This is a genomic window from Fodinibius sp. AD559 (assembly GCF_052712805.1).
The window spans coordinates 12,789-31,157 of sequence record NZ_JBQPVW010000003.1; the positions used below are offsets into that span (position 1 = coordinate 12,789).

At 40.7% G+C, this 18,369-nt stretch carries 17 protein-coding genes and 1 tRNA gene; 11 read left to right on the forward strand and 7 right to left on the reverse strand.

Annotated elements, in window-relative coordinates; genetic code table 11:
- Positions 1-50: 50 nt before the first annotated feature.
- From ACQ4LT_RS05755 to ACQ4LT_RS05765, 3 genes are all read right to left on the reverse strand, one after another.
- Complete coding sequence (locus ACQ4LT_RS05755; RefSeq protein WP_445665078.1) at positions 51-2,585, reverse strand: PP2C family protein-serine/threonine phosphatase; 2,535 nt, start codon at positions 2,583-2,585, stop codon at positions 51-53.
- A gap of 244 nt (positions 2,586-2,829) precedes the next feature.
- Positions 2,830-3,291, reverse strand: coding sequence for a BrxA/BrxB family bacilliredoxin (locus ACQ4LT_RS05760; protein WP_445665079.1), 462 nt, complete (start codon positions 3,289-3,291; stop codon positions 2,830-2,832).
- Between the two features lie 125 nt (positions 3,292-3,416).
- Positions 3,417-4,025 carry a superoxide dismutase gene (locus ACQ4LT_RS05765; protein WP_445665080.1) on the reverse strand — a complete coding sequence of 203 codons (609 nt, stop codon included), beginning with the start codon at positions 4,023-4,025 and terminating at the stop codon, positions 3,417-3,419.
- A 238-nt stretch (positions 4,026-4,263) separates the two neighbouring features.
- Between ACQ4LT_RS05765 and sthA the strand changes: the two genes are divergently transcribed.
- Positions 4,264-5,724: a Si-specific NAD(P)(+) transhydrogenase gene (gene sthA, locus ACQ4LT_RS05770; RefSeq protein ID WP_445665081.1), complete on the forward strand. Its 1,461-nt coding sequence runs from the start codon at positions 4,264-4,266 to the stop codon at positions 5,722-5,724.
- Positions 5,725-5,757: 33 nt separating this feature from the next.
- Here the strand turns inward: sthA and ACQ4LT_RS05775 are convergent, their stop codons facing one another.
- Positions 5,758-6,468: a DUF429 domain-containing protein gene (locus ACQ4LT_RS05775; RefSeq protein WP_445665082.1), complete on the reverse strand. Its 711-nt coding sequence runs from the start codon at positions 6,466-6,468 to the stop codon at positions 5,758-5,760.
- A 15-nt stretch (positions 6,469-6,483) separates the two neighbouring features.
- The gene (gene aspS / locus ACQ4LT_RS05780; RefSeq protein ID WP_445665083.1) at positions 6,484-8,286 is read right to left on the reverse strand and encodes an aspartate--tRNA ligase; all 1,803 of its coding nucleotides are present in this window, start codon (positions 8,284-8,286) and stop codon (positions 6,484-6,486) included.
- A gap of 200 nt (positions 8,287-8,486) precedes the next feature.
- Between aspS and ACQ4LT_RS05785 the strand changes: the two genes are divergently transcribed.
- From ACQ4LT_RS05785 to ACQ4LT_RS05800, 4 genes are all read left to right on the forward strand, one after another.
- Positions 8,487-9,140 carry a response regulator gene (locus tag ACQ4LT_RS05785; RefSeq protein ID WP_445665084.1) on the forward strand — a complete coding sequence of 218 codons (654 nt, stop codon included), beginning with the start codon at positions 8,487-8,489 and terminating at the stop codon, positions 9,138-9,140.
- A gap of 268 nt (positions 9,141-9,408) precedes the next feature.
- Positions 9,409-9,591 carry a hypothetical protein gene (locus tag ACQ4LT_RS05790; RefSeq protein ID WP_445665085.1) on the forward strand — a complete coding sequence of 61 codons (183 nt, stop codon included), beginning with the start codon at positions 9,409-9,411 and terminating at the stop codon, positions 9,589-9,591.
- 22 nt (positions 9,592-9,613) lie between these two features.
- The gene (locus ACQ4LT_RS05795; protein WP_445665086.1) at positions 9,614-9,841 is read left to right on the forward strand and encodes a hypothetical protein; all 228 of its coding nucleotides are present in this window, start codon (positions 9,614-9,616) and stop codon (positions 9,839-9,841) included.
- Positions 9,842-10,118: 277 nt separating this feature from the next.
- The gene (locus ACQ4LT_RS05800) at positions 10,119-10,241 is read left to right on the forward strand and encodes a hypothetical protein (protein WP_445665087.1); all 123 of its coding nucleotides are present in this window, start codon (positions 10,119-10,121) and stop codon (positions 10,239-10,241) included.
- A 7-nt stretch (positions 10,242-10,248) separates the two neighbouring features.
- Here ACQ4LT_RS05800 and ACQ4LT_RS05805 read toward each other — a convergent pair whose 3' ends face one another.
- Complete coding sequence (locus tag ACQ4LT_RS05805; RefSeq protein WP_445665088.1) at positions 10,249-11,412, reverse strand: AlbA family DNA-binding domain-containing protein; 1,164 nt, start codon at positions 11,410-11,412, stop codon at positions 10,249-10,251.
- A 182-nt stretch (positions 11,413-11,594) separates the two neighbouring features.
- Here ACQ4LT_RS05805 and ACQ4LT_RS05810 point away from each other — a divergent pair, with 182 nt between their 5' ends.
- Both ACQ4LT_RS05810 and ACQ4LT_RS05815 read left to right on the forward strand, forming a co-directional pair.
- On the forward strand, positions 11,595-12,836 hold the full coding sequence (locus ACQ4LT_RS05810) for a hypothetical protein (RefSeq protein ID WP_445665089.1): 1,242 nt from the start codon (positions 11,595-11,597) through the stop codon (positions 12,834-12,836).
- 1 nt (position 12,837) lies between these two features.
- On the forward strand, positions 12,838-13,890 hold the full coding sequence (locus ACQ4LT_RS05815; protein WP_445665090.1) for a hypothetical protein: 1,053 nt from the start codon (positions 12,838-12,840) through the stop codon (positions 13,888-13,890).
- Positions 13,891-13,986: 96 nt separating this feature from the next.
- Here ACQ4LT_RS05815 and ACQ4LT_RS05820 read toward each other — a convergent pair.
- Positions 13,987-14,060, reverse strand: a tRNA-Met gene (locus tag ACQ4LT_RS05820).
- A 185-nt stretch (positions 14,061-14,245) separates the two neighbouring features.
- Between ACQ4LT_RS05820 and proS the strand changes: the two genes are divergently transcribed.
- From proS to ACQ4LT_RS05840, 4 genes are read left to right on the forward strand one after another with little or no spacing between them, the layout of a single operon-like run.
- Positions 14,246-15,712, forward strand: a complete 1,467-nt coding sequence (gene proS, locus ACQ4LT_RS05825) for a proline--tRNA ligase (protein WP_445665091.1) — start codon at positions 14,246-14,248, stop codon at positions 15,710-15,712.
- A 9-nt stretch (positions 15,713-15,721) separates the two neighbouring features.
- Positions 15,722-16,399 (forward strand): hypothetical protein, encoded by a 678-nt coding sequence (locus ACQ4LT_RS05830; protein ID WP_445665092.1) that lies wholly within the window; start codon positions 15,722-15,724, stop codon positions 16,397-16,399.
- A complete protein-coding gene (locus ACQ4LT_RS05835) occupies positions 16,393-17,910 on the forward strand; it encodes an NAD(P)H-hydrate dehydratase (RefSeq protein ID WP_445665093.1) in 1,518 nt (505 codons plus the stop codon). The genes ACQ4LT_RS05830 and ACQ4LT_RS05835 overlap by 7 nt, the downstream gene beginning before the upstream one ends.
- Positions 17,907-18,311: a VanZ family protein gene (locus tag ACQ4LT_RS05840; RefSeq protein ID WP_445665094.1), complete on the forward strand. Its 405-nt coding sequence runs from the start codon at positions 17,907-17,909 to the stop codon at positions 18,309-18,311. The genes ACQ4LT_RS05835 and ACQ4LT_RS05840 overlap by 4 nt, the downstream gene beginning before the upstream one ends.
- Positions 18,312-18,369: the final 58 nt, after the last annotated feature.

Below are 18,369 nucleotides of genomic sequence, written 5' to 3' on the forward strand. Positions count from 1 at the left end.
AAAATTGATTTTCTTGTTAGAAAAGATTCAAATTTTTAATTCTCACGTCCTTATATCTTGAGGCATATGATAGTGGTATCATCAGCCAATTGATAGTCGCTAAATTTCTGAACTTTCCGTTTGATCTCCATCGAAACCTCGTTGCTGGGAAGATTGTCAGTGTCCAGTGATTCAACAAGTGATATCAAGCTATCAAAGCCGAAACGTTCACCCTGTGGATTTACGGCCTCCGGCAATCCATCAGAATAAAGCAGGAGAAAATCTCCCTGCTGCAACTGTACCTCATACGCCTGATAATCGACGGTTTGTTGTAACCCCAATGGAAATCTGGGTGCCGGAGTGCTTATAAATTCGCCTTTCCCATCCCGTTTCAAAATAGGCAGGCAATGTCCTGCATTAGCTATTTTTAGTATTCTGCTTTCAAGATGATATTGTGCGATAATACAAGTAATAAATGTCTGGCGATCGGTGCGGGCATGCAATGTAGGAGCTATTTCTCGCAAAATAGAATCCGGGGCATCTTTATGCAGACGTGAAAGCAATAACCCACTGGTAAAAACGGCATGCATAGCAGCCTTCATCGCTTTTCCGGAAACATCCGCAATGGTCATATTTAGGACCTGACTGTCTGCCGTACCATTACTACTGACGATATAGTCGAAGTAATCTCCACCTACTTCAAATGATGGCATAAAAAATCCATACACATCAATTCCATCTGCTGAAGGCGGACGAAGTGGCATTAATTTAAACTGACTTTCGCGAGCAATCTCAATCTCTTTTTCAACACGCAGGTGATTAGCCATCCGCTCCTGGTATTCGGGGATATAACCTCCCATCTCAGAAACAGAATTGCCATACTTATATGCTATTAACCCATAAACCAGCGGCAGACCAAGAATAAAGAATTGTGTCCACGCAATATACGCGACATTCATACTTGCTGATCCCCAATATGGCATCACCAGCAATACCGACATAAACACCCACCATCCTGTCACAAAAGACAGTAATCCAGACCATTGCATGGCATAAATGGCAACACCTCCTATAATTGTAAAAACAATCAGATCGTACCATTTGGGACCAAGTATTTCAAATAATATCCCTGATCCCGAAAAGAGAATTCCAAGAAGCAGCATTCCGGCGCCATAATACAGCCAGCGATTTTTAATTTTCGACTGCAAAAATCCCGTTGTAACTCCCACATGTCCCAAAGAAATTAGCCAGGCATTGATCCATATCGCCATATTGATGGTCAACAATTTGGGCTGCATACTTGCCTCAGTAAAACCATTCGAGCTGTCGGCCTGATAATACTGAGTACCCAACAGGTATAGCGTAACTCCCAGGATACCTAACAAGACTCCGCCCAAGGCATAACCCCGAAGAAGTCCTTCACCGGTTTCTCGGAAGAAAAATCGTTTTCGCCAAAATGCATCCAACAGGTGCAGCTGCTCCTCATCCTTAGAACGTGCCATAGCCTCCCATCCGATATAAGCCAAGGCTGCATATAAACCTAAAATGGAAGCAAATATTAGGTTGTTAAGTATAAAAAGGGCCTCACTTGTTTGATTCCAAAACCCATTCATGGTATTTGTGAGGTACAATACACGCCAGCCCAGCACGCCCAATGTAACGCTGATCAACATGAATAACGCGCGCCGCCATTCTACCTGTCCCTTGTTTATATACTTTATCCCCAAAAAAACAATGAGGATAGCCAGAATTGCCAGCGAGCCAAACCGGGTTGCAAGATCTGTATTACTAATGCTTTGAGGAGGATCAATTTGTTTGGGCTCAAATTCTTCCAAGGCCTTAAAACTTTCAATGGAAACTCCATACTGAACACTTGCCATAGTGGGAGTATTATTTTCCCGAATAATGGGTCGAACCTCAAGGGATAGTTTTTGGGGACCCGAAATATTACTACCCTTTTTATTCCATTGGAAAGCCATATTATTTCCAACACGAGAATCGGATAATTCCATTGGATGCTGCCCAAATCCAGGTTCTGTTGTTAACAGCGTATCCCTTATATCTATATAATCAAGCTGATAATTCTGAAGGTTATATCCCAAAATATCCTGTACAATCCGGTTGGCTATTGAGAACAAAGAATCGCCGGGAACAAATGTTGGGTTGGGATTATCAGCATATTTCGAAAGCCGGCGCACGTTTCCCTCTTGATCGTAACGGATATCAAGACGTCCCAACGCACTCATAAAATCACTTGCTTCGTGCGAAAAACCGTCATCCTCATCTTGAGCCGTTCCGATACTTACCTTCCAGCCTGTAAGATATACACCATTCTTATTGAGTACTGCCGGAGCTGGAAGATCTTCCCGGGCAGAGTCCTTCAACGTTTTATAATAATTCAAGTGTTGAGTCCGCTTAGTCATAATTTGCAAACTATCTAACGAAAAGCCGAGTCGCTGAGCAAGCTCAGCGGTTCTATGCTCAATCGTAGATTTGCTCTGCTCTATAGGTGCTCCGGCGTTAAAGGCAATAAAAGAGTGAAGTACAAAAAATACTGCAAATCCAATAACACCCAGGAATATCCAATATGTTAACCGTTGCCCCATATAATCGTGACTTCTTTTTCTTACAATCCCTCTGATCCTGTTATTTCAATATCCACACATATGGATACCAAAGCAGATCCCAATATACAATCATCAACAAAAATACCCTACGAAAATCCTATCCTATTGTTTCCCTTTTTTATCTAACACTCCTTTAAAAGTGCTAATGATACATTTTTCGAAAATAAAAAAAGCCGGTGGAAACGAATCCACCGGCTTTAAAACTGTAAAATAACTTACAGCCTTAGTTTTCTGCTTCTTCGGTTTCCTCTTCACCGTTAAAAGCTTTGAATACCATCTTCAAGTCATCGGCAATTTCTACTTTGGTGCGCCCTTCAATACGATGACGCGGAATCATTGCCTTAATTTCGCCATCTTTAAAATAGGCAAAAGCTGGTGAAGATGGCGGATACTCACTAAAATACTCTCGAGCCCGTTCTGTGGCCTCTTTATCCTGTCCGGCAAAAACCGTCACCATATGATCGGGTTGAACATCTGATTCGTCGAGGGCGATTTTTACACCGGGACGTGCATTACCTGCAGCACATCCGCAAACGGAATTAATAACCATCAGCATCGTGCCATCATCATATTCATCCATTGCACGATCCACATCGTCAACGGTTTTCAACTCCTCAATACCCAAATCGGTTAATTCTTCGCGCATCCATGAAACGTCGGGGCCTGCTCCAAGTCCAAATTGCATAACTAAATTTATTTATTCGGCTTTATGTTAAACGTCAAATATAAGGCTCAAATATGAAGTATGTAAGAAGAAAAGCACTCCGCTTTAAAACGGAGTGCTTCAATCTCTTATCAACGTTAGGATCGTTATTGAGCGTCGTTGTAGTATTCATTCACTTGATCCCAGTTGACCAAGTTCCAGAAATTGCTAACATACTTACCACGCTCGTTCTGATAATGCAGATAGTATGCATGTTCCCAAACATCAACACCCAAAATTGGAGTTAAACCATTCATATACGGGCTGTTTTGATTGGCCGTTGAAAGCACTTCGAGACTGCCATCTTTGTTGACGCACAGCCATCCCCAGCCAGAACCAAATTGACCGGTTGCTGCATTATTAAATTCTTCTTTGAAATCGCTGAAACTGCCAAACTCTTCATTAATAGCAGCCCCAATATCACCGGTTGGTTCTCCTCCGCCATTGGGAGAAAGGATAGTCCAGAACAATTTGTGGTTTGCATATCCACCACCATTGTTAATCACGGCTTGTCGAATATCTTCAGGTACTTCTGTAATACGCTGCAGAACTTCCTCAATGGGCAGGTTGGCAAATTCAGAACCTTCCAAGGCAGCGTTTACCTTATCGGTATATCCCTGGTGATGTTTGCCGTGATGAATTTTCATTGTGCGCTCATCAATATGTGGTTCTAACGCATCGTAATCATAAGGTAGATCAGGTAGTTCGTAAGCCATAATAATAGGTTTTTGGTTTTAAATAGTTGTTAATAATATAAATTGAAATAATGTTATCTCGTTACGGTGCAATACCTTAAATTTAGCACCTTTGATGCATAGTACCAATCATAAATAGATTGCAAATCGTTCCATTGCATATTATTTAGTCAAAAATAAAAAATGGAGATTTGCTCATCATTTTATTCTATTTTTTGAGATACAAATTCAATTTCACTTTTAGCTTTCAGATCGCATTATGAGTCGAGATTACGATATTATCATTATTGGATCAGGCCCCGCAGGATTCTCTTGTGCCATGCAAAGTTCCAAATTTGACAAAGATGTTTTAGTTGTTGAATCCCATAAAAAATACTTGGGCGGAACATGGATCAATACGGGAACCGTACCCAGCAAGGCCCTTCGCGAAGCAGCCAAAAACATCCTCGACTTTAATGAACAATTTGGCGATCACGAACATAAAAAGCCCTACGAACGCTTCCAGATGGGCGACCTGCTGCAATACAAGCAGGAGATTCTGGAGAAAGAAAACCAGAAAGTTAAAAATGACCTCATCAAAAACAAGGTGGATGTAGCTCGTGGATTCGGTCGCCTAAAAGATAATCATACGGTAGAAGTAGAAACACATATTGGATCTACAGAAACCTATACTGCAGATTATATTTTAGTGAGCACGGGAAGCAGCCCCGTTGCACCCCAAAATTTTGAAGTGGATAATGACAAAGTGCTGGACTATAAATCCATTCTGGAAATTACCCATATTCCCCGCCGGCTGGTCATTATTGGATCTGGCGTAAATGCTATTGAATATGCCACTATTTTTGCCGCTCTTGGAACACGCGTCACACTGTTAAATAGCCAAAAAGACTATCTCACCTTTTTAGATTATGAAATTAAAGAGCATCTGCAGGATTCTCTACGTAAGAAAGGAATTACCATAAAGAATCATGTGAATGTTAAAGACGTATCCTTTAGCGCCCTGCGAAATTTTACCGAGGTCAAATTCAGATCCAAATCCAGAGATAAACGCCTGCAAGTTATCGAAACAGAACACGTACTCTTTTTGGGAGGACGCAAGCCAAATATCGATGGGCTCAATCTGGATGCCATTGACGTTGAAACCGACGACAGGAATTTTATTGTCACTGATGACTCTTTTAAAACAAATGTTGACAATATTTATGCCGCCGGCGATGTAATCGGATTTCCGCACCTGGCTTCGGCCTCCTTCTCGCAGGGTAGATTGGCTGCTTGCAATATGTTTGGCATTCCGACCCTCGAAGTGCCCGATCAAATCCCATACGGTATTTATGGTATTCCGGAGATTTCAAATATCGGTATTACAGAACGCGATGCTGAAGAGATGGGCCTGGATATTGCCGTCGGACGAGCCTACTTCAAAAATATTGCCAAAGGGAATATGAGTAATAATTCCGAAGGTATGCTTAAACTAGTTTTTAGTACTGATTCCCTAAAACTATTGGGAGTACATATTATAGGAGCAGATGCTGCCAACCTCATCCACCTGGGGCAATCGGTAATGTCGTATGACGGCGATATCCGATACTTCATCAATCACGTGATGAATTATCCCACACTAAGCGAAGCCTATCGTATTGCCGCCTTTAACGGGGTAAACCGCGTGTATAAAGCGGGCGTTAAGTACAGGAGTATTCTCGAGGAGAAGAACGAGAAGTAGTTTTCTCGTCCTCCTCTTTTAGATCCCAAAATGCTATACGTAGTGAATAGCCATAGGTAATCCGGTAGAATCGATGGGCGGATCTTCAGGCAATGTTTTCATCTCCTTCTCGGTTGACTGGAGAGCAAACCAAGCCAAAGCCATTGCATCCACGATATCATCTTCATCCACCTGGTTGCGCCGATATTCTTCTTTGATATCCCGGAAAAAATCATCGGCATATTCGCTGCGGTCTTTTAGTAACTTTAACCGGTGGCGCAATCCTTTTTTAGTAGCCTTCTTTTGCAGGATAGAGTTATTGCCATTCAAGATTCGGAACAGCAGCTCGGGATGGCTCTCGAAAACTTTATCTCGCAGTTCTTCATTATTTTGTAAAAACTCATCTACCGTTTTGATATTGGGTGTGATATTCCAAGCCTGGGTAGAAATCTTTTTCCCCGTAATTTCGTAACTCGTCATCGATGCCTCGGCATAGGTCGGGGAATACAGCGCCGGCCGCATGGGCGGATTAAACACGCTGGCCTGATAATCAGGTCCCAAAACATCACGAAGCTCTTCGTCACATTCCCTGACATATTTTTCTTCCGTTAACCCAATCGGCACATCTATAAAGATGCGATCATACTCCTCAAAATATTCCTTTAACTCTTCATCTGATTCCAACAGCCAGTAACCGGCTCCTTCATCGTCTAAACTAATAGCAATCCATCCTGCCCTGCAGCCGTCAACTCCTAATGTCTTCAATGTCGCCTATTTTTTTTATTCAGATTCCTGTTCCTGCTGATCTTTCTGAGCATATTCCTTTAGCTCAATGTGCAGATCATCCAGTTGCTCCTCGTCCACAAAATCGGGACTGTTATCCATCAGGCTCTGCGCCTTCTGGTTTTTGGGGAACGCAATTACATCACGCAAACTGGTTCCACCGGTCAAGATCATTACAATACGATCCACCCCAAGAGCTATACCCCCGTGAGGCGGTGCCCCATATTTAAACGCATCCAATAAAAACCCAAAACGCTTCTGGGCTTCGTCCTCATCAATCCCCAACAATTCAAACATGCGGGTTTGCAGTTCCCGGTCGTGAATACGAATAGAACCACCACCAATCTCGTAACCGTTGAGTACCAAGTCGTATGCCCGCGAACGAACCTCTTCAGGGTTCTCATCGAGCTTGTCCAAATCCTCGGGCTTTGGTGCCGTAAAGGGATGGTGCAAGGAATGGTACCGGTGATCCTCTTTACTGTACTCTACCAGCGGAAAATCGGTAACCCATAAAAATTTGTAAGCATCCTCATCAATAAGGTTATGCTCTTTACCCATCATCAGGCGTAGCTTACCCATCTGGGTATACACTTCGGTCGATGGGCCGGCAAGAATAAGTACCAGGTCCCCCATATCAGCATCGGCCCTGTTAACCATCGCATCAACCGTTTCATCCTTCAGAAACTTACCTACACTGCACTTCACACCATCATCGTCATTCAACTTGATATAGATCAATCCCGCAGCACCAGTTTCTTGTTTTACACGCTCAGTTAGCCGGTCAATGGCACCGCGCCCCATATCTCCCTGGTCGGGGACGGTAATACCCAGCACCGCGCCTCCTTTGTCAACAGTATTGGAAAAGATCTTAAATTCAGAATTGGCAACAAGATCAGAAAAGTCGGCAAACTCAAGACCAAAACGTGTATCCGGCTTGTCAGTACCGTAGGTTTTAATAGCATGGTCATAAGTCATTCTTTCGAACGAAGTATCGATCTCTTCCCCAACCGTATCACTCATTATTGTTTTCATGAGTCCTTCGGTTGTTTCCATCACATCTTCCTCATCCACAAAAGACATTTCCACATCTATCTGGGTAAACTCCGGCTGGCGATCAGCACGCAGGTCTTCATCCCTGAAACACTTTACAATTTGGAAATAGCGATCAAAACCGGAAACCATCAGCAGCTGTTTGTAAGTCTGCGGACTTTGGGGAAGCGCAAAAAATCGACCCGGATTTACACGGCTGGGCACCAGGTAATCCCGCGCCCCTTCGGGCGTGCTTTTCATCAGCACAGGAGTTTCGATTTCCAAAAAGTCATTGTCATAAAAGAACGAACGCGTTGACTGATAGAAATCGGACCGCATCATCATATTCTCCTGAATCTCAGGCCGACGAAGGTCAAGATAACGGTGCTTAAGACGAAGTTCCTCACTGGTTTTTATACCGTCTTTAATTTCGAAGGGCGTCGTTTCGGCCTCAGAATAAATCTCAAGATCAGTAACACGAATTTCAATTCCACCGGTCGTCAACTCCGGATTAATATTTTCTTCCCCTCGCTTATCAACAACGCCTTTAATTCCGATCACGTACTCCGTTCGAAGCTCTTCGGCTTTTTCATGAAGCTCATTATCGGTTTCATAAAACACAATCTGCGTTATTCCGTGGCGGTCGCGCAGGTCAATAAATATCACACCGCCCAAATCACGTCGTGTTGCCACCCAGCCGTTAAGCACAACTTCTTCGCCGGTATTTTCTAACGTCAGTTCAGAACAGTGATGCGTTCGTTTCCAGACCATAAATATTACTACTTTCTAAGAATTTAAAATCGTTTTTCAGAAGCTTTGAAAATAAGTAATATGATAACCAATCGCTTATTCTTATTTCCCTTTCACCCAACGTTTCTGAATTTCAACTGCTTTGATTACTTTACATTAATAAATAGATCTACCGAATAAAGAATATCGTTTACTGAGATCGTTATAACCGAGGCTTACCCATGGCTAAAATCTCTGTTCTTATAGCAGATGATCACGAGATCTTACGATTTGGGATCAGTACGTATTTGTCCTCATCAAAGGATATCGAAATTGTAGGCGAAGCCTCAACGGGAGAAGAATGCATCAAATTATTCCGGGAAACCCACCCCGATATCTGTATCCTCGATATTGACATGCCCGGCAAAAATGGAATTGAAACGGCGAAAGAGATCCGGACATTTAAGCAAGAGACAAAAATTCTGATCCTCTCTATGCACATCAATAAAAACATGTTACGTGATGCCCTCGAGGCCAACGTTAATGGATACCTTTTAAAAAATACCGAAAAAGCTGATTTGCTGCATGGCATCCGCGCTATCCTAAAGGGACAACAGGTTTTCAGCGACCCGATCTCTGATTTAATGAAGGAGTCATTTCTAAATAAAAGCAACCACCCCGGCAGCTACGACCACCATAATATAACCGGCCGTGAACAAGAAATTTTACAACTTATTGTGGATGGCCTAACCAGCAAACAGATTGCCGAAAAACTGTATATCAGTCCCCGTACCGTTGATACTCACCGGGCCAACCTGATGGAAAAACTTGAGGTCAATAATATTGCGGACTTAGTACGATATGCTATCCAGAATAACCTGGTTTCCGTTGATTGATTTTTCTGTATACGTACTTTTACGTAGACAAAATACCAACTTATAGCTATTGATGCTATAGCCCCCATCAATTACATTATAAGTGCAAATGGGGTAATAGCCGTCTGTAGATGATATTTAGCAGTTATCTGTGACAGGATAACTGCTAATTTTTTTTTGTGCCATTCTATAATCCAATCCCTCCCAGATATAATATCGAACCCTTCGTATTCTATTTGATATACCAACCAGGTATATGAGCTTATCTCAAGAATACTAAAAAATTCACTTGCACGGCCTGTTACGTTTCCGTCTTACGGAACGACCTACAGCTAAAACTATTTGGCAACGATGGTTTAACAAATATGGACGTGCCAAGGTGGAAGTTATTGAATCCAGAGAAGCTGTATCAAACTACTGCTGTAAGTACGTAACTAAACAGATGAAGGATGAAACCTTCATCGTGATATGATTACGGAAAAAAGCGTTTAGCAATGGATTATCGTGATGCCGGATTATGGAAAAGTGATTATCCGACATCTTACGGTAATGTTGATAATGAAAAGTGTTCAAAATGCGGAGAAAGCGTTAAAAATGTGCTAACTGTTGATGTTGATATACCTGGTGCTCATGGTATCGAGCACTACGAATATCATAAACAATGCGTAAATAACGCATCAATAGAATTCAATAAAATGAAACCCGTAAATAAACCCTTTTAAAGGAAATTGAGCGTAAAATTACGCTTTCTGAGAATCCATTTTTGAGCGTTTTAACGCTTCAATGCTTTTACGCTTGAAATGGGTTCTTAGCCTTTTAAAAGCGTAAAATTAAACAAATCCAAAAATTATGTTTTTAGATCCAGATCAAAGCAAGCAAGAAGAACGAGAAAATAACTAAATTGAAGAAACTGAGTGTAAAAAATTAGCGTGTCCGGTATGTAATGAGGAATTTCAGGATATGAGAGGATTAACTTCTCATGCCAGGAATATTCACAACATGGAAAAGGATAAATTAGAATTGGAAATAGAAAATGAGAACTATAAAGGAAATAAACTATGGAAAATTATTGGTGGTACGGGAGCTTTAGTATTAACGATTTTAACATTGGGTGGAAATTAAATGCTCACTAATCAGTCCTTATTAAATGTTGTTTCTTAGGATATTTTCCAAAAGCATTAAAAAATTCTGTAATCCATTCATCATGAGCAAGAGTTAGTAATGAAGCTCCATAATTACTTTTAAAATTTGAAAACTCCATTGTTTGATAATCATAAGTAGATTTTTGTTTAAGATCGTTCACATGAACTAAATTATTAGCATTAAAAAATTTACAATTAACCAAATATGGATAATCAAAACCAAGTTTGTCAGTAAGTCTATCAGTTAAAGTTAGTACTGACCTGAAGTAATGAATAAGCGGTGAATTGGCCTGTAAATAAGATCCCAATTCATCGTCTTCATAAACTGGAAACATTTCTAAACTTGACTGCATATACCCATCATGATTTATCTTGAATACATGATTAAAATGTTGTGGCCAATTATAATGCGCTTTAAATCCATGCATTATTGGAGAGAATCTGTGTCCCTGAACTAAATCATAATGTGGCGGATTTGCTTCTTGAATATGATAAGCATCCCTTACCTCATCAGGGTTCAATCTATCATCTATAGAATGTTTGATTAATGGTATAGCTTGGAAAAAGAAAGTTGGTTGATCTGACAAATCGTAATCTTTAAATGTACTTTCCTTTTTCTCGAGTTTATCCAATATCTCAGTTTCAACATTGAAACTTGTTATTACTGAATTTTTAATCTGCTCTGTATTCATTTTTTGGTTTGATTCTATGCCCCTTTTGTAGAAAGATCCTTTTTTATCGCCTTTAATTATCATGTGTGGTTTAGTTATGCTAGGAGGAATATGAGCCAACATTATTGGATTATTATCCTCAATTGTAATAAGCTTCATTTTAAAACCTGGTATTCTGGGATCTAAACCTACTTGAGCTAACTTTTCAAATTTACTCAAAACTGCTTCTGCATCTTCAATACCAACTATCTGGTCGTCAACAGATTGGCCTTCTTGTGGTTCTTTTATTCCAAATAAAAGATTACCTCCATACCCATTAGCAAAGGCTGAAATGTCTTTTAAAAATTCAGATTTAAAATGAGAATTATATTTTAAAGTCTGCTTGTAATCCAGATAGTAAAACTCACTTATTCCAAGGTTCAAAAAATCTCTTATTTCTTTTTCTCCTAATGAGTCAAATTCCGAAGTAGTAAAATACATTTTCTCAATTATGATTGAGGGTTTTAAATCTGAGAATGTCGTATAGTTTCATCAGTAATAATTTTCGGAAAAATTTTTTAGTTTATAAAAAATATTATTTGGTACTGAGTTCTTTAACGAATATTGCGATAAAATTCTATTATCAAGTTATTTAATATTGACTAATCATCTAGGATATCTCGATGGATAAAAAATCAGTAGGTTCTTGGGTTGTTCACCATTCTAATAAATTAGATGGATACGTCCATAGTCCAGAATTTAAAAATCTTCAGGTTGCAGGGAAATGTGGGACATTATTATCAGCGCTAACTGAAGATGAAGATTCTTCAATACCAAATAAAAAGTTAGAAGCATTAGCAGCTACATCAAATATAAATACGACTTTTGAATTACCTCAGTTGCTAGATGTTTTGGATTCTAATCACCTAATTGAAAAACATGATAAAGGTATAGAAGTACTAGGTCTAACAAATAGTGCGGTACTATCCCAAACTTCCGATATTTATGAAGGGTTGAACCCTTCGGATTTAGAAAACGCGACTATACAACTGGCAGAAAAATGTTCTAATAGACCTCAATTAGAAAGTCATGTTAAAGAATATGTTTCAGACACATTCAAATTAGGTGCAGATGAAACAAAAAATTTATTAAGTAATTCAGAAGAAATCGGCTTCACGGATTACGAGAAGCTCTCAAATAAAAATAAAATTTACTTCAACGGTTACTTATTTAAACATAATTCTATTGAAAAAATAAATGCAGTTTTAGCATCATTAAGTGATAGTGATAATCAAAAAGTAATCGAAGCAAACAATTATTTGGAGCAATTTGGTTGTGTAGAAGCGCAAGAATTGCAGAAAATTCTCGGTGAAAGTTTATTTAAAAAACTTTTGTCCATAGGTATGTACGAATTAAATGAAGTGAGTAATAAGAAAGAAGATGTTGTCTATGTGACCAGACCCCAAGCCTTTGTTAAATACCAAGACCCTAGTAATACTGATACGTTTGATTTAGCTAAAAGCTTGGTAGCATCAATTACGTATGGGATCAATAGAAGACGCTCTAAGGAAGGTAGAATAAGAATGGTAGAATTATTAATGAAAAACTTAATTGCCGGTCAATGGGTTGGCCCTGCAAAAGCAATTGGAGAAGACTATAAAATTTTGGAAGGCAAGAAAGTTGTTGAAGTCAAAAGAGATGGTTATGGTTTTTCTATGAAACTTCTAAAAAAAGAAATAGGCGAGATTGCCTTAAATGTGATACAAGAAGGCGATGCAAGTGATAAGTCATTGGATAATTTTCCTGGTTCACCAGTCACTCAGTATAATCCACCTGAGTATAAAAGAACGATATTGAGGAAAAATACTAAAACCAAAAATGTAGATTTGCGGGATATCTTAAATTCAATAAGAACTGAAAATTAATATGTCCAAAAAGATCGAAAACCTATCTAAAGGAGACAAGGCTGAAGAAATACTTAGATATTATTTCCGAGGTCTAGGTTTCTATGTTGTAAGAGGAGTTAAGGTTAATCATAAGAATGTAGATATCACCGATATTGATTTACTACTGTATAACAAAAATTCCAGTTTTAGTAGAGAATGGATCAATGTAGATATCAAAGATAAAAAAAGTCCTCATGCAGTTGAACGCATCTTCTGGACTAAAGGAATACAAAATAACCTAGGTCTTGATAAATGCATTGTAGCAACAAGTGATAGTAGACCTGAAGTAACTGAGTATGGCAAGAAACAAGATGTTGTTGTACTTGATGGGAATTTTCTATCTGAACTAAAGGAAAAAGATTTTAAAATAAAGAGAGTTAGTGAAGAATTTCTAAAAGAGCAATTAGATAATGAGGATCTAAAAAAGTTTTTGGGTGATTGGTGGAGAAGATATGAAAGATCAAAATCTAGACTAATTTTTGATTTGAACTTCACAGGATTTAACCAATGTCTAGAAGATATAAACGAATTATTTCAAGAAGTCATAGCTCGTCCAAATAAATCAGGCTACTATCTTAGATTTTTATATTTAATTGTTTCCCATTCATTAGTAATTATTGATTATCTGATAGGATCAGTCCCTTTTATGAATCAAGATGAGAAACAAGAAATGTTGGATGAGGGATTTAAACATGGATCCCACGGAAAAGCTAAAACTGATCATATCATGACTATAGTTAGTAAATTAGTATCAGGATATGTTAAGGATGGTGAGAAAATAACGAAGCAAATAAGACAAGATCTGAACTCTACTTCTGATGATATCCCAACAGAAATTCTTTCTGAATTCTTTTCCAATACTTCAAATACTAATTACTTATTTGAGCATGCAAAAAAGTTTGAGCTTCTTGGTTTCCAAAAAGAAGTAGCTCATCCTAATAGTTTGGATAATGGTCTCAAAAGCTTATTGGGTCTTTATTTAGACTTTTGTCAAATATCCAGAAAAGATTTCTTTGAAATTGACCCTAATTAGGCCCAAAGAGTTATAAAAGTTGTACCAATGTTGTACCAACTCTAAATAAAAAATCCCTAAGTAGCTGTTTATTAACCACTTAGGGATATTATAGAGTACCGTGGGGCGGAATCGAACCGCCGACCTCCGGGTTATGAATCCGACGCTCTCACCAACTGAGCTACCACGGTATGCTGATTAAATCAAGAGTTGCCAAATATAAAGCAATTCTGGTAAAATATTAAGTCCTTTCTGTAACTTTTTGATACCTATCCAATGGAAAAACGACATCTTTTTTTGAGGCTCATCGAAATCGCCTTATTTTCCAGCTTATAAATTCAAAATACATTTTAAGCACTGAATTCCATTACTTCTCATGGCAAAGAAAATCACTGAACGAAACGAAGATTTTTCACAATGGTATCAAGATGTAATTCGTGAAGGCAAGCTGGCCGACCACTCTCCTGTGCGCGGCTGCATGGTCATTCGTCCCAACGGCTACGCCCTCTGGGAAAACATGCAGGATACGCTGGATCAGATGTTTAAAGATACCGGTCATGAGAATGCATACTTTCCGCTGTTTATTCCAAAATCATTTTTATCCAAAGAAGCCCAGCACGTCGAGGGTTTTGCCAAAGAGTGCGCGGTGGTTACCCACAGTCGCCTGCAGAGCACCGATGATGGCGTAGAGGTAGATCCGGATTCTAAACTTGGAGAAGAATTGATTGTTCGGCCTACTTCTGAAACGATCATCTGGGATTCTTATCGCGATTGGATTCAATCGTACCGCGACCTGCCCATCCTGATTAACCAATGGGCCAATGTTGTTCGTTGGGAGATGCGCACGCGCCTGTTCCTCCGCACCATGGAGTTCTTGTGGCAAGAGGGGCATACCGCGCACGCTACCAAAGAAGAAGCCGTTGAAGAGACCCGGCAAATGCTGGAAGTCTATCGCACTTTTGCCGAAGAGTATATGGCCATGCCGGTAAAAACGGGCGTAAAAACGGAATCCGAGCGATTTGCCGGAGCGGTTGACACCTATTGTATCGAAACATTGCTGCAGGATAACAAAGCGCTACAGGCCGGCACCTCTCACTTTCTGGGGCAAAATTTTGCCAAGGCATTCGATGTAAAATTCCAAAGCTCTGAAGGGGAGCACGAGTATGTATGGGCCACCAGCTGGGGCGTCTCTACGCGATTAATCGGCGGTTTGATTATGACCCACTCCGATGACCAGGGACTTGTACTGCCTCCAAAGCTGGCGCCAAACCAGGTGGTAATTGTTCCTATCTGGAAAAGCGATGAGCAAAAAGAGCAGGTGCTCGATTACTGCCAGGAAATTATTGCTGAGCTTGACGCCCTGAACATCCGTATAAAACTGGACGACCGTGAAAATATGAGTCCGGGCTGGAAATTTAATGAACACGAAGCAGCTGGCGTTCCCTTGCGTTTAACTATTGGTCCGCGCGATCTGGAAAATAACAATGTGGAACTGGCTCGACGCGATACGCTGGACAAAAACATCGTCAGTCGGGACGGCATTGCCCAAAAAGTTGACGACCTGCTGGATATCATCCAGGATGATCTCTATGAGTCGGCACAAAACCGCATCCGGGAAAACACCCACACCGTAGACTCTTACGATGAGTTCAAGGAGGTCATCGAAAATGAAGGCGGCTTTGTCTATGCTCACTGGGATGGAACGGCCGAAACCGAAGAAAAGATCAAAGACGAAACAAAGGCTACCATCCGCTGTATCCCGCTCGAAGATGGCGAAGAGGGGGAATGCATGGTCACGGGGAAACCTTCGAAACAGAAAGTTCTCTTTGCTCGTGCCTACTAAACAGTACCTATGGAGCCATCGCCCGTAGACAGTACGCTCAATATTTTTGACCGATTTGCCGAGGAAGGTTCAGCACGCCTGATTTCTGACCTCGGCAATCCTTTACTGATGCCACCCGCCGTACTCTTGGGCGCCTGTCTTCTTTTAGGTCAATCACCGATTTCAACATTGCAAGTTATTGGCATCGCTGTACTTTGTTACAGCGTTTTACCATTTCTGCTTACCCTTTTCTTGTATAGACGTGGAATCATCCATTCCCTGGATCTGCCACTACGAAAAACGCGTACCGTCCTGTATGCCTTTTCGATTATCAGCGCAACCATCGCTTCCCTGATCATTTACCAGCTTACCCCCACCCTTCACTTTTTTATTTTTATACTTTCGCTGGTTTTTCTGGCCAACTTAACTATCTCCTTTCTTCTAAACCTGCGATGGAAAGTAAGTGTGCATTCGGCATCCGTTGCTGTAGCGGGGACTGTTTACTATCTTATGTTTCTTTGGGGAATAACAGAATATCATCTCATCACATTAATTTTATCCTTAATCCACCTTTTACTACTTTTACCTCTAATGATGTGGGCACGGTATCATCTCAGTGTTCACTCGCTAACAGAATTATCTGGCGGAACTACTGCCGGCATTCTGCTCACAATTATTGAGCTAATCATATTTACAAATTTATGGTAAAAGAGACTCTTGACGCGCCCTATTCTCATTATCTGTTTGATGCTGAACTGAGCCAAACAATTGACCGGCGCACCATCGAAGAGATGGAAATCGACGGTTTTACCCTGATGGAAATTGCCGGATCGTCAGCCGCCAATATGCTCCTTGAGGATAAGCAGTTGTCGCACGGCGTTTATTTATGCGGCAAAGGGAATAACGCCGGTGATGCCCTTGTGGTAGCACGGTACCTGCTTCAGCACAATATAGATGCAACCATCGTTTTTTTAAGCGGATCGGATGATCTTTCTCCCGATACCCAAAAAAACCTTGAGCTTCTCAGAAAATTCAACCCCGATAATGGGTCAACATTTTTTGAAGATTGGGAGCAGTTCAATCCCCCTAAAGATTTTGATTTTATTATTGACGGCATGCTCGGCACCGGACTGACCAGTGATGTACGGGGCGATTATACCCAGGCCGTGGAATGGGCAAACCGACAATCACAGCCCGTTTTTTCGATGGATATCCCGACCGGCCTGCATGCAGATTCGGGCAAAATTATGGGATGTGTAATTGAAGCCAATGTCACCTTTACCTTTGGCGGGCGAAAATTGGGTCTTTACCTCAAGGATGGTCCCGAAAAAGCGGGTACAATTCACTACTGTGAACTTTCTTTCCCCAACCATTTTAAAGAAGATTGTAATACTTACTTGCTTGATGAAAGCTGGATTAAGATGGAATCCCCAACTCCCGGCCAGCACAAATACAATTCAGGCGTACTTTATATCATAGCCGGATCAGAGGGATTGACGGGTGCCGCTATAATGGCGGCCAAAAGCGCCTGGGCAGAAGGATTGGGAGCCGTGATTCTAATTTGCCCAAGAGGCGTACTTTCTATTTATGAACAAACACTGCCATCGATTATAAAGAAACCCGTAGGTAATCGCGATGACCTCCATTTCAAGGATGAACATTCAAGCAGAGTTTTAGATATACTATCCGAAAAAGAGGGCGCCCTGCTACTTGGTCCGGGGTTGGGACGAGAACAATCAACCGTTCACTTTGTTGAGGATATCTTATCACAAAATAACAAGCCTACGGTTATTGATGCTGACGGATTATGGTGTCTGGCACAACTCGATGACTTGCCCAAAGCTGATCAATCAGAATGGATTTTAACTCCACATCCCGGAGAGTTGAATCGCCTGATACAAAATAGCGAGCTACAAAAAGCATCCCGGTTACAAACTGTTCGCAAATATGCCCAAACGCTTGGTGTTACTGTACTTGCAAAGGGAATGCCCGGAATTATCGGAACACCAGCGGGTAAATGCTATCTAACAAACTACAATACCAACTACTTTTCCAGAGCTGGCAGCGGTGATGTGTTAGCCGGTAAGGTTAGCGCACATTTAGCTTTCGGCCGACCGCCCGCTACAAGTAGTGCCCACGGACTACTGAAAGGCAAACAGAAACTCGAACATTATTTAAAGCAACATCAGGATTTACCTGAGCCAAGCGATTTTATATGAATATATCTTCCTCTATTTATTCTTTTTTATCGGATCACAGCTATTTATTACCCACTGGTGTAATCGCTTTAACACTGGGAATGCTGTTACTAACCTTGTTACCTGCTGACGTTATGGGTGAAAATCAGCTTTGGAGCTATGACAAATTGGGCCATGTCGTGCTTTTTGGAAGCTGGTCGCTATCAGTAGGACTATACTACCATATACATAAGTCCAAAGCAGTAAAACTCTGGATCATATTTGCCAGCGGTACCGCCTTTGGATTGCTAATCGAGGTCTTGCAATATATACTCCCCGTAAATCGGCAAGGCGATCCTGTTGACTTTTTATTTGATGTGCTGGGCTGTCTCTTAGCCATTTGGCTTTTAAAAATAATATTGCCCAAAAAAACAGAAACATAGCACCCCGCCAAAAGCAGCTAAAGGGGGGTTTTTTGTCCAAATTTACAATTTGAAAAAA

Bases quoted from the DNA above. Each gene is read 5' to 3' on its own strand.
- sthA (WP_445665081.1), top strand. From the start codon at position 4,264: ATGAGTCGAGATTACGATATTATCATTATTGGATCAGGCCCCGCAGGA.
- ACQ4LT_RS05815 (WP_445665090.1), top strand. From the start codon at position 12,838: ATGTCCAAAAAGATCGAAAACCTATCTAAAGGAGACAAGGCTGAAGAA.
- ACQ4LT_RS05785 (WP_445665084.1), top strand. From the start codon at position 8,487: ATGGCTAAAATCTCTGTTCTTATAGCAGATGATCACGAGATCTTACGA.
- ACQ4LT_RS05835 (WP_445665093.1), top strand. From the start codon at position 16,393: ATGGTAAAAGAGACTCTTGACGCGCCCTATTCTCATTATCTGTTTGAT.
- ACQ4LT_RS05810 (WP_445665089.1), top strand. From the start codon at position 11,595: ATGGATAAAAAATCAGTAGGTTCTTGGGTTGTTCACCATTCTAATAAA.
- aspS (WP_445665083.1), bottom strand. From the start codon at position 8,286: ATGGTCTGGAAACGAACGCATCACTGTTCTGAACTGACGTTAGAAAAT.
- ACQ4LT_RS05800 (WP_445665087.1), top strand. From the start codon at position 10,119: ATGGAAAAGGATAAATTAGAATTGGAAATAGAAAATGAGAACTATAAA.
- proS (WP_445665091.1), top strand. From the start codon at position 14,246: ATGGCAAAGAAAATCACTGAACGAAACGAAGATTTTTCACAATGGTAT.
- ACQ4LT_RS05755 (WP_445665078.1), bottom strand. From the start codon at position 2,585: ATGGGGCAACGGTTAACATATTGGATATTCCTGGGTGTTATTGGATTT.
- ACQ4LT_RS05765 (WP_445665080.1), bottom strand. From the start codon at position 4,025: ATGGCTTACGAACTACCTGATCTACCTTATGATTACGATGCGTTAGAA.
- ACQ4LT_RS05830 (WP_445665092.1), top strand. From the start codon at position 15,722: ATGGAGCCATCGCCCGTAGACAGTACGCTCAATATTTTTGACCGATTT.
- ACQ4LT_RS05760 (WP_445665079.1), bottom strand. From the start codon at position 3,291: ATGCAATTTGGACTTGGAGCAGGCCCCGACGTTTCATGGATGCGCGAA.
- ACQ4LT_RS05840 (WP_445665094.1), top strand. From the start codon at position 17,907: ATGAATATATCTTCCTCTATTTATTCTTTTTTATCGGATCACAGCTAT.
- ACQ4LT_RS05805 (WP_445665088.1), bottom strand. From the start codon at position 11,412: ATGTATTTTACTACTTCGGAATTTGACTCATTAGGAGAAAAAGAAATA.
- ACQ4LT_RS05795 (WP_445665086.1), top strand. From the start codon at position 9,614: ATGGATTATCGTGATGCCGGATTATGGAAAAGTGATTATCCGACATCT.